Consider the following 15153-nt stretch of genomic DNA (forward strand, 5'->3'; position numbering starts at 1 on the left):
CACTGAAACTCTACCCAACCTCTTTATCCAAATCCCTATGATTCATTTCACTCAGCGGTTTTCCAAACGAGCAGCTTGGCTGCTGACGTTTATTTTCCTCGGCGGTTTGACAGTGCCCACCCGTTGGGCTTGGCCGGCGAGCGAACCGGCGGAACCGCTGCCGGTCGCATTGCCGGCCAGCCATCCACCGGTCGCGCCCACCAGCGGCGGCTACGTCGGCGCACAGACCTGTGCCCAGTGCCATCAGGCCGAACATCAGCGCTGGCAAGGCTCGCAACACGCCCAAGCGATGCAGCCCGCCACCGAGCAGACCGTACTCGGCGATTTCAAGGACGCCGCGTTCACATACGCTGGAGTGACCTCCACCTTGTTCCGCCGCGACGGGAAGTTCATGGCGCGCACCGACGGGCCGGATGGAAAGTTGCAGGACTATGAAATCGCCTACACCTTCGGCGTATATCCCTTGCAGCAGTACCTCATCGGCTTCCCCGATGGCCGTTATCAGGCATTGGGCATTGCTTGGGACAGCCGGCCCAAGGAACAGGGCGGGCAACGCTGGTTTCACCTTTATCCCGACCAGAACCTGACCCATAAAGACCCGTTGCACTGGACCGGTATGCAGCAGAACTGGAACTACATGTGCGCCGAGTGCCATTCCACCAATTTGCACAAGAATTACGACGCCCAGCTCAAGCATTTCAATACCACCTGGTCCGAAATCAATGTGTCCTGCGAAGCCTGCCACGGTCCCGGCGTGAATCACGTCGCCTGGGCGAAGAAGGAAGGCGATTGGCAAAAGCTGGACGGCACCAAAGGGTTGTCCATCGCCCTCGACGAGCGGCGCGGGATCACCTGGAACCTCGCCCCGGACGCCAGCACCGCCCAGCGTAGCGCGCCGCGTTCCTCCAACCGTGAACTGGAACTGTGCGCCCGTTGCCACTCGCGGCGCGGGCAATTCTGGGACGACTATGTTTTTGGCAAACCACTGCTGGACACCCACCGCCTGGCGCTGCTAACCCCCGATCTGTATTACCCCGACGGGCAGATGAAGGACGAAGTGTTCAATCACGGTTCCTTTCTGCAAAGCCAGATGCAGGCGAAAGGCGTGAGTTGCAGCGACTGCCACGACCCACACAGCGGCCAGTTGCGCGCCTCCGGCAGCAAGGTCTGCCTGCAATGCCACCGGCCCGCGAAATACGACACGCCGCAACACCATTTCCACCCAGCGGATTCCAAGGGCGCGGATTGCGTGGCCTGCCACGCACCCACCACGAACTATATGGTGGTGGACCCGCGCCACGATCACAGCTTCCGTATTCCCCGCCCCGATCTGTCGGTGACGCTGGGCGTGCCTAACGCCTGCACGAAGTGTCATAGCGACCAATCGGCATCGTGGGCCGCCGAGCAGGTGAAGAAGTGGTACGGCAAGATTCCTGTGGGTCATCAACAGTTCGCCGAGGCGCTGCATGCTGGCTCTCTCGACGCCCCCGGAGCGCACGAGTTGCTGCGGGCGCTGGTCCAGAATACCGACCAGCCCAACATCGCTCGCGCCAGCGCGGCTTCCCAACTGGGTGAGCGCCTTAATCCGGCAGCGTTCGAGGCCCTCCGCCCGTTGCTGACCGATCCCGACCCGCTGCTGCGGAGTACGGCGGCGCGGGCGCTGGATGCCTTGCCGCCGGAATTGAAGCTGCGCCATCTACTGCCGTTGCTCAACGACCCGGTACGGCTGGTGCGGATCGAAGCGGCGCGAGCGCTGGCTTCCGTGCCGCAGGAATCACTCAATGAAGCACAACGCCTGGCGATTCAGCGCGGCGTGGCGGAATACACCGCTGCGGAAATGACCAACGCGGACCGCCCCGAATCGTTTCTCAACATCGGGTTGATCGACACCGACCAGCGCCAGTTTGAAAAAGCGGAAACGGCTTACCGCGCCGCCCTGGATCTGCAACCCACCTTCACTCAGGCGGCGGTCAATCTCGCCGACTTGTACCGGCTGCAAGGACGCGATGCCGACGGTGAAAAGATGTTGCGTCAGGCGCTGGCCCTGGAGCCGCAAAATGCTGCTGCACACCATGCGTTAGGGCTGTTGCTGATCCGCCAGAAACGGCTGCCCGAAGCCCTCGCCGCTCTGGCGGAAGCCGCCCGACTGGATCCTGCCAATCCCCGCTATAGCTATGTGTATGCGGTGGCGCTGAACAGTGCCGGTCAAGGGCCGAAAGCGATTCAGGAGCTGGAAACCCTGCTGCAACGCCATCCCAACGACCGCGATAGCCTATTGGCGCTGGTGGCGTTCCAGCGCGATGCCGGCCACCTGGACGCGGCACGCAACTACGCTCGGCGTCTGGCGACACTGGAGCCGGATAATCCCGAGGTGCAGGCGTTATTACAAAAAATGGGCGCAACCCCATAATCCCGCGCGAGTCAGACCCGGATTTCCGAGCGTTGCGTTTTCGAAACCCGCCGCATGGCGGGTTTTTCATGTTGTGCGCAAGGCGTCCATAGACGCCGAGCCGATTCGCAGCCGCAACTGTGGTGAAACAACAAGAAAAACCGACTACCCTTATCGGATTCCCCTGCTGGGAAAGACAGTTCGGCTTCCGGTTCCACCGGGAAAAAGCACACTTCAAGAGGAGCTGCACATGCAAATACGTTCATCCAACGCGCCTCGCTGGGAATTTCATCCCAGGATAGGGCGGGGAATTTGCTCGGCCATGGTGATCGTGGCTTGTCTCGCCGCCGCCGGCGTTCAGGCCGCCGACCAGGGACCACGCCACCACGCCAAGGGCCAGTACGAGACCGTCACCGCCACCTACACGGCGGTCGAGGGTGACGAGTTGATCGCCATCGGCGAGCGCTTCGAGGTTCCGCTGGAGTCGCTGAAAGCGCAGAACAAGCTGACATCGGACGAGGTCACGGTGGGCCAAAAGCTGGTCGTGGCCACCGGCGCAGCCGAGACAGGACTAGCCAGCGCCCCGCAAATCACCGGCGTGCCGGGTTCGCCCAGCGCCACTACCACCATCAGCGGGAACCAACTCCCGCCGCCCGACCCGAAATTCGGCGGGGTGATCAAGGAAAAGGCCACGGAGTCGAAAGCCTGGTGGCCGCCGCGTATCGTGCCGCCCAAAAGCGCACCCAATGTCCTGCTCATCATGACCGACGATAGCGGCTTCGGCGCGCCGAGTACCTTCGGCGGCGTCGTCCCGACCCCGGCCCTGGATCGCATCGCGAACAATGGGCTGCGCTACACCCAGTTTCACTCCACCTCACTGTGCTCACCGACGCGGGCCGCGCTGATCACCGGTCGCAACCATCACGTGGCGGGCTTCGGAGTCGTGGGCGAAGCGGCGACGGGGTTCCCCGGCTACGATTCGATCATCAAGAAGGACGCCGGCACCATCGGCACCATCCTCAAGGAAAACGGCTATGCGACCTCGTGGTTCGGCAAGGACCACAACACGCCCTTTTACCAGGCGAGCCAGGCCGGCCCCTTCGGCCAATGGCCGACCGGGATGGGCTTCGATTATTTCTACGGCTTCATCGGCGGCGATACCAGCCAGTGGCAACCGAACCTGTTCCGCAACACGACCGCCATCTATCCCTTCCAGGGCAATCCCGGCTGGAATCTGACCACGGCGATGGCCGATGACGCGATCCAGTACATGAAGCAACTCAAGGAGATCGCGCCCGACAAACCGTTCTTCGTCTATTACGTACCGGGCGGCACCCACGCCCCGCATCACCCGACGCCGGAATGGATCAAGAAGATCAGCGACCTGCGCCTGTTCGATGGCGGCTGGAACAAGATTCGCGAGACCATCTTCGCCAACCAGAAACGGCTGGGCATCATGCCCACCGATGCCAAGCTGACGCCGTGGCCGAAGGAACTGCCGGAGTGGGATTCGCTGAGCTTCGAGGAGAAGAAGCTCTTCATCAAGCAGGCCGACGTCTTCGGGGCCTACCTCGCCTACACCGATCACGAGATTGGCCGGGTCATCCAGGCGGTCGAAGATCTCGGCGAACTCAACAACACCCTGATCATTTACATTGCCGGCGACAACGGCGCGAGCGCCGAGGGCATGCTCAACGGCACGCCGAACGAGTTCACCACCTTCAACGGCATTGCCGTGCCGGTCAAGGATCAGTTCCTCTGGTACGAGTTCTGGGGATCGGATCGGACCTTCCCGCACTTCGCGGCGCCTTGGGCGTGGGCGATGGACACACCGTTCAAGTGGACCAAGCAGGTAGCGTCGCACTTCGGCGGGACATCCCAGGGCCTCGCCATGTCCTGGCCCGGCCACATCACGGACATGGGCGGCATCCGCCGCCAGTTCCACCACGTCATCGACATCGTGCCGACCCTCCTGGAAGCCACCGGCATCGAAGCGCCCGAGACGATCAATGGCATCCAGCAACGCCCCATCGAAGGCGTGAGCATGACGTACACCTGGGACAAGGCCAACGCCGACGCGCCGACTAAGCATAAGACGCAATACTTCGAGATGCTCGGTAATCGCGCCATCTATCACGACGGTTGGGTAGCGGCCACGACTCCGGTGACGCTCCCCTGGGAGCTGAGCCACGCCACGCCGCCGGACGTAATCACCGGCTACAAGTGGGAGCTCTACGACATCAACAAGGACCCCACCGAGTTCGACGATCTGGCTGGGAAGATGCCGGACAAGCTCAAGGAAATGCAGGAAATTTTCTACGCCCAGGCGAGGAAGTACGACGTGCTGCCGCTCGACAACTCGACGCTGGCGCGCTTCCTCACGCCGCGTCCGAGCGCGACGGCGGGACGCACGAAGTTCACCTACTCCGGCACGCTAACCGGCGTACCCGCCAGCGCCGCGCCGAACATCCTCGAAAAGGACTATACGATCACCGCCGAGATCACCGTCCCCGAAGGGGGCGGCGAAGGCATGATCGTCACCCAGGGCGGGCGCTTCGGCGGCTATGCCCTCATGCTCTCGAAGGGCCTGATGGGCCTCCGCCACGGCAAGCCGGTGTTCATCTACAACCTTCTTGACCTCAAGCGCACCCTCTGGGAAGGACCCGAACTCCCGCCCGGCAAGCACACCCTCGTCTTCGACTTCAAGATCGAGGGCGTCGGCTTCGGCAAAGGCGGCACCGGCCGGCTCATCGTGGACGGGCAGGAGGTGGACAAGAAAGCGATGGAGCACACCACGCCCATTCTATTCCCCGAGAACGAGGACTTTGATGTCGGAATGGACACCCGCACCGGGGTAGCGCTGGTTGAGTATCGCTACGATGTCCCCTTCGCATTCACTGGCGTGATCGACAAGCTCACCTTCGATCTGGGTCCCGAGCAATACACCGAGGCGGAGAAAAAGCTTCTTCCAGCCATTCGCGACCAGGTCGCGCGGGCGAAGGACTAGCGGCGTGACGGGGGCGATGAAAAAAGCGCTGATGCTCGCCGCGCTCGGCGAGGTTGCCACCGGCGTGGCGTTACTAATGGTTCCGTCGCTGGTCGGGCGGCTGTTGCTCGGCGCGGAACTGATCGGCATCGCCCTGCCGGTGGCGCGCGTGGCTGGCATGGCCCTGATCGGGCTGGGGGTCGCCTGCTGGCCGGGCTTGGCGCTGGCCGGCATGTTGACCTACAGCGCGGGCGTCGCGTTGTACCTCGCTTACCTCGGTATCGGCGGCGAATGGGTCGGGCCTCTGTTGTGGCCGGGCGTAGCGCTGCACGCCGTCATGGCGCTGTTGCTGGTCTGGACCTGGCGCGACGAGCGACGGACCCAGGCGACCCATAAAGGGTAGCCCGACCCGTAATTTCGCGACCTTGACGGTTGATCGGCTCGCTACCAGACTTCTTAATTGGTAGCATTTTTACCGACTAAGGTAGTCCTGTAAAAAGTAGTGCCCTGATTGCACTGCATAAGCTGTCAATCTGTTCGAGCAAATATGCGCTGGTTCGCAGGTACGATTGTCGTGAAATAGCAAGAAAAACCGACTATTTTTATCAACGATAGTCGCCGAAACCAATACCCTCATTTGGAGGATTACCTATGCAGAACATGTTATCCCACGGGTTTCACTGGAAACCTTTCAGGGGAGCGAGGCTTGGCATCTGCTCAGCTTTGGCTTTAATCGCCGGTCTCGCCTTCGGCAGCGTCCAAGCGGCCGACCGAGGATCGCTCAAATACGCGGAGGGCCGCTTCGACGCTGCCACCGCTACCTATGAGGTGGTCGCGGGCGACGATCTGGCTGCGATCAGCGAGCGCTTCAGCGTCACGGTGCCGGAGCTGAGGGCGCAAAACAAGCTAACCACAGATAAGATCGAGGTTGGTCAGAAGTTGGTAGTGGCTGCCAGCGGAAACGGGATCACCGGTGTTCTTGGCTCACCCAGCGCTACCACCACGATCAGCGGCACCCAACTCCCAGCGCCACAGCCGAAATTCGGCGGCGTGATCAAGGACGACGCACTTCAATCCAAGCCGTGGTGGGCACCACGCATCGTGCCGCCCAAGGGCGCGCCCAATATCCTGCTGATCCTGACCGACGACGCCGGCTTTGCCGTTCCGAGTACCTTCGGCGGCGTGATCCCGACGCCAACTATGGACAGCATCGCGGCGAATGGTCTGCGCTACAACCGCATCTTCTCCACCTCGCTGTGCTCGCCGACCCGCGCCGCGCTGATCACCGGGCGCAACCACCACTCGGTGGGTTTCGGGGTGATCGCCGAGCAGGCCACCGGGTTCCCCGGCTACAACAGCGTCATCGGCGCGGACAATGCGACCATCGGCCGCATCCTGCGCGACAACGGCTATGCAACGTCGTGGTTCGGCAAGGACCACAACACGCCGACTTACGAAGCCAGCCAGGCCGGGCCATTCACCCAGTGGCCGACCGGCATGGGCTTCGACTACTTCTACGGTTTTGTCGGCGGCGATGCCAATCAGTGGGGGCCGAACCTGTTCCGCAACACCACGCAAATCTATCCGTGGATTGGTCACGAGGGCACCCTGAAGATGGATCGATCCGATCCGAAGGCAGCGATCTGGCCCGTCACCGGCAAAGAGAGTTCCTGGAACCTGGTCACCGCAATGGCTGACGACGCTATCGCCTGGATGGACCGGATTCACCAGATCGATCCTGACCAGCCGATCTTCCTCCACTACGTACCCGGTGCCTCGCACGCGCCGCACCACCCGACCAGGGAATGGGTGGACAAGATCCACGCCATGCACCTGTTCGACGATGGCTACGAGAAGCTGCGCGAGCGGATCTTCGCGAACCAGCAGCGGCTGGGCGTGATTCCCAAAGGGCTGAAGCTCACGCCTTGGCCCAATGAAATGCTGACGCCGTGGGACAAGCTGAGCGCGGACGCTAAGAAGCTCTACATCCGCCAGGTGGAGGTCTTCGCCGCCTATGTCGCTTACAGCGACTACGAGATCGGCCGTGTGATCCAGCACTTCAAGGATCTCGGCAGGCTCGAGAACACGCTGATCATCTACCAGAACGGCGACAACGGCACCAGCGCCGAAGGCGGGCCGGAAGGCACCTTCAGCGAGGTGGCGTTCTTCAACGGGGTGAAGCCGCCGGTGGATGTGCAGATGAAGTTCTACGAAGCCTGGGGCACCGAACTGGCCTACAACCACATGTCGGCCGGCTGGTCCTGGGCCTTCGACACGCCGTTCGACTGGTTCAAGCAGAACGCCTCCCGGCTCGGCGGCACCAACCAGAACATGGTGATCCAGTGGCCGGCTCGCATCAAGGACCAAGGCGGCCTGCGCGAGCAGTTTATGCATGTCATCGACCACGTGCCCACGATCCTGGAAGTCACCGGCATCAAGGCGCCCGAAGTCGTGGACGGCATCAAGCAGAAGCCGATCGAAGGCACCAGCTACGCCTACACCTTCGACGCGGCTAACGCCAAGGCGCCTTCCCGGCATACGACCCAGTATTTCGAGATGATGGGCCAGTGGGCCATGTATCACGATGGCTGGCTGATGAGTACCAAGGTGGACCGCGCGCCGTGGGATGCCTTCTCCTCGGCCAACCCGGATCCGCTGAATAACCAGGTGTTCCAACTCTACGACCTGAGCAAGAGCTGGAACCAATCCGAAGACATCGCCGCGCAGCACCCGGACAAGGTGAAGGAAATGCGGGCCATGTTCCTGGAGGAAGCGAGGAAGTATCAGGTCCTGCCGCTGGATGCCTCGGTCGGTGCCCGCGTCGCGGCGCAGCGTCCGAGCCTCACCGCCGGCCGCAATGAGTATGTTTACACGGCGCCCATGATCGGTTTGCCGCAGGGCGATGCGCCCTATCTGCTCAACACCTCCTACACGATCACCGCAGACATCACCATTCCTGAAGGCGGTGCCGAGGGTATGATCGTGACTTCCGGCGGGCGCTTTGCCGGCTTCGGCATGTACCTGCTCAAGGGCAAGCCGGTGTTCCTGTGGAACCTGCTCGATCTGGAGCGCATCAAGTGGGAGGGTCCGGACACGCTCACGCCCGGCCAGCACACCATCGAGTTCGACTCCAAGTATGAGGGCCTCGGCGCGGCCACGATGGCGTTCAACAATTTCTCGGGCATCGGCAAGGGGGCCGACACCACCTTCAAGGTCGATGGCAAGGTGGTCGCGACCAAGAAGATGGAGAGGACGATTCCCATCATCCTGCAATGGGACGAGAGCTTCGACATCGGCTCCGACACGATCACCGGCGTGAACGACGCGGACTACAAGCCGCCCTTCCCGTTGACCGCCAAGCTCAACAAGCTGACCATCAAGGTGGACCGGCCGAAGTTATCTCCTGAGGACATCAAGAAACTTGAGGAAGCCCTGAAGAAGGTCGAATCCGCCCGCGAGTAATTAGGTTTCAGTCGTGAACCACGCGGGGCGTTTCGTCATTGAACGCCCCGCGTCTTTTCGGAGCTTCATCTATGAAATGGCACATGCAACATCAAGGGAAAGCGCACATGGAGAGGATGTACACCTCCATTGTTCAGCCAGCGCGCCAGGCTACCGCTCGCCTGCTGCTCTGTGCGGGCTTGGTGCTGACTGTGCAAGCGACGTGCGCCGGCTTCGATGAAGCCGCTGCGGCCTTTGCGGCGGGCGATTACGCCAAGGCGCTGCAAGAGACCCGTCCGCTCGCCGAACAGGGCGACCCGCGCGGCCAGTACGCCATGGGCGTGCTTTATGAAAACGGTTTCGGCGTGACGAAGGACCAGCATCTAGCGGCAGCCTGGTATCTGAAGTCGGCCGAACAAGGCAACACCGATGCCCAGTACAACCTCGGCGCGATGCACGAGCACGGCGTCGGCATGCCGGTGAACTATCCCGAGGCGGCGCGCTGGTATCGTCCGGCGGCTGAACAGGGCGATATCGACGCGCTGAGCAACCTGGGCGTGCTCTACCAAAATGGCCAGGGGGTACCGCAGGACAAGGTGCTGGCCATGGCCCTGTACAATGTTTCCGTGGCCTCTGCTGGCGAACGCAAGACCCAGGCGGTGCAGAACCGTCAGGTGCTGGCCAACCAGATGTCACTGGACGACGTGAAGAAGGCACTGGCGCTCACGGAGACCCTGCGCAAACCGGGCAACCTGGAACCCGGTCTGCGGGCTTATCTGCAACAGCCGCCGCGCTGATTACTAGCGGTGACTCCGACACCTTCAACCCGATGAGCGCCGGATGACATCAAGAAGTTTGAGATGGCGCAGCGCAACAACAAGACCAGCGAGTAAACTATCTCGCTTGTGAACCCACGCAGGCCGTCCCAGCGATTCCGGGACGGCCTGCGCATTTAACCCCAAAGTCGAGTTCAGATGATGAAACACATTTTGTTGAACACAGCGCTGGCGTTTGCCGTCGCCACCATACCGCTCATTGGCTACGGGGCGAAGCAAGACGCCATCTCCCAAGCCGAGAAGAGCGAGAAGGACCGGCCCGGCATCGTCGAGACCAAGGCCATCGCCGAGGAAGGCTTTATCTACGGCCTGCCCATCGTGATGAACTACGCGGTCATGTATGAATACTGCGTGGACAAGGATTCGGGCCAATACAAGGCCCCGTTTAACACGATCTTCAACGAACACCGCGTCTTCACCTACAAGGATACGGCGATCATCACCCCGAACAGCGACACGCCGTATTCACTCCTGTGGCTGGATCTGCGCGCCGAGCCTTACGTGCTCTCCGTTCCGGCGGTGGAAAAAGAGCGCTATTACTCGGTGATGCTCACCGACGGCAATACCTTCAACTATGGCTATATCGGCAGCCGCGCCACCGGTAGCGATGCGGGTGATTATCTAGTGGTCGGCCCGGACTGGAAGGGCGAGACGCCCGCTGGCATCAAGCAGGTGTTCCGCTCCTCCACCCAGTTCTCCATCGCGGCCTACCGCACACAACTCTTCAACGCTGACGACATGTCCAACGTCGAGAAGGTGCAGGCGGGCTATAAGGTGCAGCCGCTGTCGGCCTATCTGCATCAGCCGGTGCCGCCCGCCGCCCCTGCCATCGACTTTCCTAAGATCGACAAGGAACTGGTCAAAGAGAATTTCTTTGAATACCTCGACTTCGCCCTCCAATTTGCACCCTCCGGCCCCGAGGAAGAAGCGATCCGCGCCAAGCTCGCCAGCATCGGCATCGGCCCCGGCAAGACATTCAACTTCAAGGATCTTTCGCTCGAGCACAAAGCCGTCATCCTGCTGGCGATGAAGGAAGGCGACAGCAAGATCGAGAAGTACCTGGAGGCCGGGCAGAAGGACATTAACGGCTGGAGGGTCGGCTCGCTGTTCGGCGACCGCGCTTTCTACAATGGCGACTGGCTGAAGCGGGCCGCCGCTGCCAAGGGCGGCATCTACGGCAACGATGCCGTCGAAGCCATGTATCCCCTCACCAAGACGCTGGCCAACGGCGAAGCGCTCGACGGCAGCAAGCACAAGTACACGTTGACGTTCGCCAAGGACCAGTTCCCGCCGGTCAATGCCTTCTGGTCGGTGACCATGTACGACGGCAAGACCCAGTTCCTGATCAAGAACCCGATCGACCGCTATCTGATCAACTCGCCCATGCTGCCCGGCATGAAGAAGAACGCCGACGGTTCGCTGACGCTCTACATCCAGAAGGACTCGCCGGGGCCGGATAAGGAATCCAATTGGCTGCCCGCGCCCAATGGACCGATCTATCTGGTGATGCGCCTGTACTGGCCAAAGACCACGCCGCCGTCGATTCTGCCCGCCGGCGAGGGCACCTGGAGTCCGCCACCGGTGGTGAAAGCAAATTAGCCCGAGTCCCTGCTCTGCATTTGATCGAAATCATCACGCAATAAACAGCCGGCGGACTCAATGACCGCCGGGTCCATGACGCACTTCATGCCAGAGAGATTGACCAATGACGACAAGACGCAATTTTCTGACTGCCGCAGCGCTGATGGCGGTGGTTCCCCTGACCTCCAGCCTGTCCTTGGCAGAGACCAAAGAGACCCAGGTGGGGAGGGAAAAAATCCAGCTCATGTTCGTGCAGACGGCGGATGATCTAAAGGCCGACGACAAAACCTTGCGCCTGATCAATGTCGGCCAGCAGACGCTGTATTTCTCGGATCGCCCGGTGCGCATTGCCGGGCATCTCTCGATGCCGGCTTACATGGAGGAATGGACAGCGAGCGCGGGTAAGGACAACTTTAGTAACGACCCGCCCAACGCCACGCTTTCAGTTTATGAGGGTGGCAAGGCTGAAAATACGCTGGCCGTGGTTGAAATCAGTCATCCGGCAGTTGAGGGAAAAGACCTGGTTTACCACTACAAGCTGATCGAGGGCGCGATGCCCAAGGCCGGTGGAGCCACTGCCCTGTTCATTGACTGGATCGGTCCGGGCGGGGGTGTCGGTCCTGGTTTTCACGGCGTCGGGGTTGGCGCTCGAGGGGTTGGCTGGCGGTAACTCGCTGGGTTTGCGTTCAGAGTGCGTCGCGCCGTCGAAGACAGTCCGCCGATAAGTCCTTGACAACAGCAGGCCAGAAAACATGCAGCTTCAAGCCATAGCCGAAACCTTGCCGCGCCCGCCGGCGCGGCGCTCAACGACCACTCGTTTTTTCCATTAAGTCGTTACTGGGGAGCGACTTAATGTTCTACCATCATCCCTTGAGGAGGTTCGCTAATGACCATTCGTAAGATTGCTCTATTCCTTCTGATCTCTGCCGCCATGCCGGCCTTCGCCCAGCAGCCATCGCAACTGGACAAAGAGCTTGCGGCCCTTCGTACCTATTGCAAGGCCGACATCGAGCGACTCTGCCCAAATGTCGAGCCGGGCGGTGGCAAGATCAAGGAATGCCTGATGGAACGCAAGATGGAAGTATCGGTCGGTTGCGCCCAGGCATTGCAGAAGTTGAAGAAATAACCCGATACCTGTTGAGGAGCGTGACATGAAAACGATGGTGAAAGCGGGATTGATTACAGTGTTGGTGGGTGGAACTCTCGTTCTGCCGGTTCAGGAAGCCGGAGCAGCGGCATGCCGTTACACCAATGGACATAAGGTCTGTACCACGACCCCCGTTCACCACCCTAAGACCGTGTGTACGACGACCCATGGCGTCAAACACTGCCGCAAGGTGTATTAGTTAACAACTGGGGCTGGCTTTTACATGAAGATTCAGCCCCTTAACGCTACCAGGATTCGACATGCATCAAGGAGCGAGCAGAATATGATTAAACCGCCTCAGACATGACCGCCAGCAATCAATTCAGAAACGATGAGTTGGAAACCTTGGTAACTATGTCTATTTTATTCTGCGATAAAAATTGTCGGCTATCGCCTTTAACCGGTTTTCGGCTACCCTTAACAAAATTTGTTAAAAACAGGTCATCGTGGATGGGAGGTAGTTCGCCCCGATTAACCGCCCACCACGCTGCCCAAGCCGTTTCCCCCGTGCGCCGTGCTACAAGCCAGCCTTGCGTCTTTCTGGCGCGGGCCAGTGGGGAATATTTGACTGTCCACTTTTCTGAATCAACACCATGAGGTGGGAAACATGCTTTCCGAGAAACTGCTTGATATTTTGCAGGAACGCCGCGCCAAGGTTCTGGCCGGCGGTGGTGAAGACAAACTCCAGGAACGCCATGCCAAAGGACTGCTGGGCGCCCGCGAGCGGTTGCTGAATCTGTTCCAGGCGGACACCTTTCAGGAAATCGGCACCCACGCCAAACACGCCGCCAAGCATTTCGGCCTGGCCGACAAGGAACTGCCTTCGGATGGGGTGATCGTCGGCACCGGCTTTGTGGACGGGCGCCCGGTGGCGGCGTTCAGCCAGGATTTCACGGTGATGGGTGGCACCTTGGGCAAGATGCACGCCAAGAAAATCGTGCAAGTGATGCAGATGGCGCTGAAAACCGGGGTGCCGGTGGTGGCGTTCAAGGACTCGGCGGGCGCCCGGATTCAGGAAGGAGTGGACGCGCTGTCCGGTTATGGCGAAGTGTTCTACAACAACGTGCTGGTGTCGGGCGTGGTGCCGCAGATCGCCATCATCGCCGGGCCTTGCGCGGGTGGCGCGGCCTACTCGCCGGCGTTGATGGACTACATCATCATGACCCGCAACAACGCCTACATGTTTATCACCGGCCCGGAGGTGATTAAGGCGGTGACCGGACGCACCACCAGTCTCGATGAAGTCGGCAGCGCCCTGATGCACGCCACGGTCAGCGGCAACGTCCACTTTGTCGCCGAGGATGACGCCCACGCCATCCAGATCGCCAGGACGCTGCTGAGCTATTTGCCGTCCAACAATACCGAAGACCCGCCGCACCGGCCTTATCCCGATCTCGACCTGTCGCCGGATCATGGCATAGACGCGCTGATTCCCGACACCTCCTCGGAACCACTCGATGTCCAGCCGATCATCAAGCGGCTGGTGGATAACGGCCAGTTCCTCGAAGTTCACGCCGGTTGGGCCGGCAACATTGTGGTGGGTTTCGCCCGGATTCAAGGCATCGTGGTCGGCATTATCGCCAATCAGTCGATGGTCAAAGCGGGCGCCATGGACATTGACTCTTCCGACAAGGGCGCGCGCTTCATCCGCTTCTGCAACGCCTTCAATGTCCCGCTGGTGACTTTGGTCGATGTGCCCGGCTTTCTGCCCGGCATCGAGCAGGAGCGCGGCGGCATCATCCGCCACGGCGCCAAGATGCTCTACACCTACGCTTCCGCCACGGTGCCGAAGATCACCATCATCCTGCGCAAAGCCTATGGCGGTTCCTATCTGGCGATGTGCGCGCAGGAAATGGGCGCGGATGTGGTCTATGCCTGGCCGACGGCGGAAATTGCGGTGATGGGCGCAGAAGGCGCGGTCAACATCCTCTATCGCGGCGAACTCAAGGGCGCGGAAGATCGCAAGGCCAAGGCCAAGGAACTGGCGGATGAATACCGGGCCAAGTTCGCCTCGCCGTACATGTCGGCTTCACGCGGCTACATCACCGACGTGATCGAACCGGCGGATACTCGCGCCACCATCACTCTGGCGTTGCGCAAGCTGCTGACTAAGCGCGAATTGCGTCCGGCCAAGAAGCACGGCGACATCCCGCTGTGATCCCTCCTTCCGCCGAACTCAACCCCACGGGAATTCACCGATGAAAACCTACACTACGCTGGACGCTATCGGCGACATGTTCGTGATCTACGGCATCGTGATCGTGATCTCGATGCTGGTCGCCGCCGTCATTCGCGGGATCGTGATCGTGCTGTCGCGGCAAGCGGAAAAGGAAGCCGCTAAAGCCCGCCCGTCGCCCGACCGGCAGCAGTCGCCGTCGGCGGCGTGCCTCAGGAACACCTGGCGGTCATTGCCGCAGCAGTCGCCGCCATGATGGGCGCGCACCGTATTGTTCGTATTGAAACCCCGGATCGCGGCTTCGGCTGGACCGCCGAAGCGCGCACCGTCCACCACACCTCGCACACGCCGCGTGCATCGCATTGATTTTATTTCCTAACCTTCCTTCAAACTTTTTGTGAGAAATGATCCATGGAGAAGAAATTCCGTATCACCGTCGAAGGCAAGCCCTATGTCGTCACGGTCGAAGACATCACCGCTGATGCCCAGAACATCTATCAGGACACCGCCGCCGCAGTCCTGAGCGCCGCGCCCTTCCGGCAGGCGCGTATCTGTTTCAGGCAATCGGTCTGGAGAAAACGCTGCGGCTGCTGCGGC

The 15153-nt window shown here is 60.8% G+C and carries 11 protein-coding genes; all 11 read left to right on the forward strand.

Translation table 11 applies throughout. The features are described 5' to 3' along the window. Positions 1-37 precede the first annotated feature (37 nt). Positions 38-2410 (forward strand): tetratricopeptide repeat protein, encoded by a 2373-nt coding sequence (locus tag BN874_RS18735; protein ID WP_051498065.1) that lies wholly within the window; start codon positions 38-40, stop codon positions 2408-2410. Positions 2411-2711: 301 nt separating this feature from the next. Next, positions 2712-5396, forward strand: coding sequence for an arylsulfatase (locus tag BN874_RS18740; protein WP_195912226.1), 2685 nt, complete (start codon positions 2712-2714; stop codon positions 5394-5396). A gap of 64 nt (positions 5397-5460) precedes the next feature. Further along, positions 5461-5778 (forward strand): hypothetical protein, encoded by a 318-nt coding sequence (locus BN874_RS18745; RefSeq protein WP_320411486.1) that lies wholly within the window; start codon positions 5461-5463, stop codon positions 5776-5778. A gap of 248 nt (positions 5779-6026) precedes the next feature. Then, on the forward strand, positions 6027-8837 hold the full coding sequence (locus BN874_RS18750; protein WP_230314491.1) for a sulfatase-like hydrolase/transferase: 2811 nt from the start codon (positions 6027-6029) through the stop codon (positions 8835-8837). A gap of 71 nt (positions 8838-8908) precedes the next feature. After that, on the forward strand, positions 8909-9613 hold the full coding sequence (locus tag BN874_RS18755) for a tetratricopeptide repeat protein (RefSeq protein WP_081756518.1): 705 nt from the start codon (positions 8909-8911) through the stop codon (positions 9611-9613). A 177-nt stretch (positions 9614-9790) separates the two neighbouring features. Further along, on the forward strand, positions 9791-11251 hold the full coding sequence (locus tag BN874_RS18760) for a DUF1254 domain-containing protein (RefSeq protein WP_034435877.1): 1461 nt from the start codon (positions 9791-9793) through the stop codon (positions 11249-11251). Between the two features lie 106 nt (positions 11252-11357). Further along, positions 11358-11903 carry a hypothetical protein gene (locus tag BN874_RS18765; protein WP_034435878.1) on the forward strand — a complete coding sequence of 182 codons (546 nt, stop codon included), beginning with the start codon at positions 11358-11360 and terminating at the stop codon, positions 11901-11903. A gap of 216 nt (positions 11904-12119) precedes the next feature. After that, positions 12120-12359 carry a cysteine rich repeat-containing protein gene (locus BN874_RS18770; RefSeq protein WP_034435879.1) on the forward strand — a complete coding sequence of 80 codons (240 nt, stop codon included), beginning with the start codon at positions 12120-12122 and terminating at the stop codon, positions 12357-12359. A 628-nt stretch (positions 12360-12987) separates the two neighbouring features. Further along, a complete protein-coding gene (locus BN874_RS18775; RefSeq protein WP_034435881.1) occupies positions 12988-14538 on the forward strand; it encodes an acyl-CoA carboxylase subunit beta in 1551 nt (516 codons plus the stop codon). 40 nt (positions 14539-14578) lie between these two features. Continuing rightward, the gene (locus tag BN874_RS18780; RefSeq protein WP_034435882.1) at positions 14579-14812 is read left to right on the forward strand and encodes a hypothetical protein; all 234 of its coding nucleotides are present in this window, start codon (positions 14579-14581) and stop codon (positions 14810-14812) included. A gap of 155 nt (positions 14813-14967) precedes the next feature. Continuing rightward, the coding region (locus BN874_RS18785) for a hypothetical protein (RefSeq protein WP_034435883.1) at positions 14968-15153 on the forward strand (186 nt) is incomplete at its 3' end.

The sequence above is a fragment of the Candidatus Contendobacter odensis Run_B_J11 genome, assembly GCF_000531125.1.
Classification (GTDB): domain Bacteria; phylum Pseudomonadota; class Gammaproteobacteria; order Competibacterales; family Competibacteraceae; genus Contendibacter; species Contendibacter odensensis.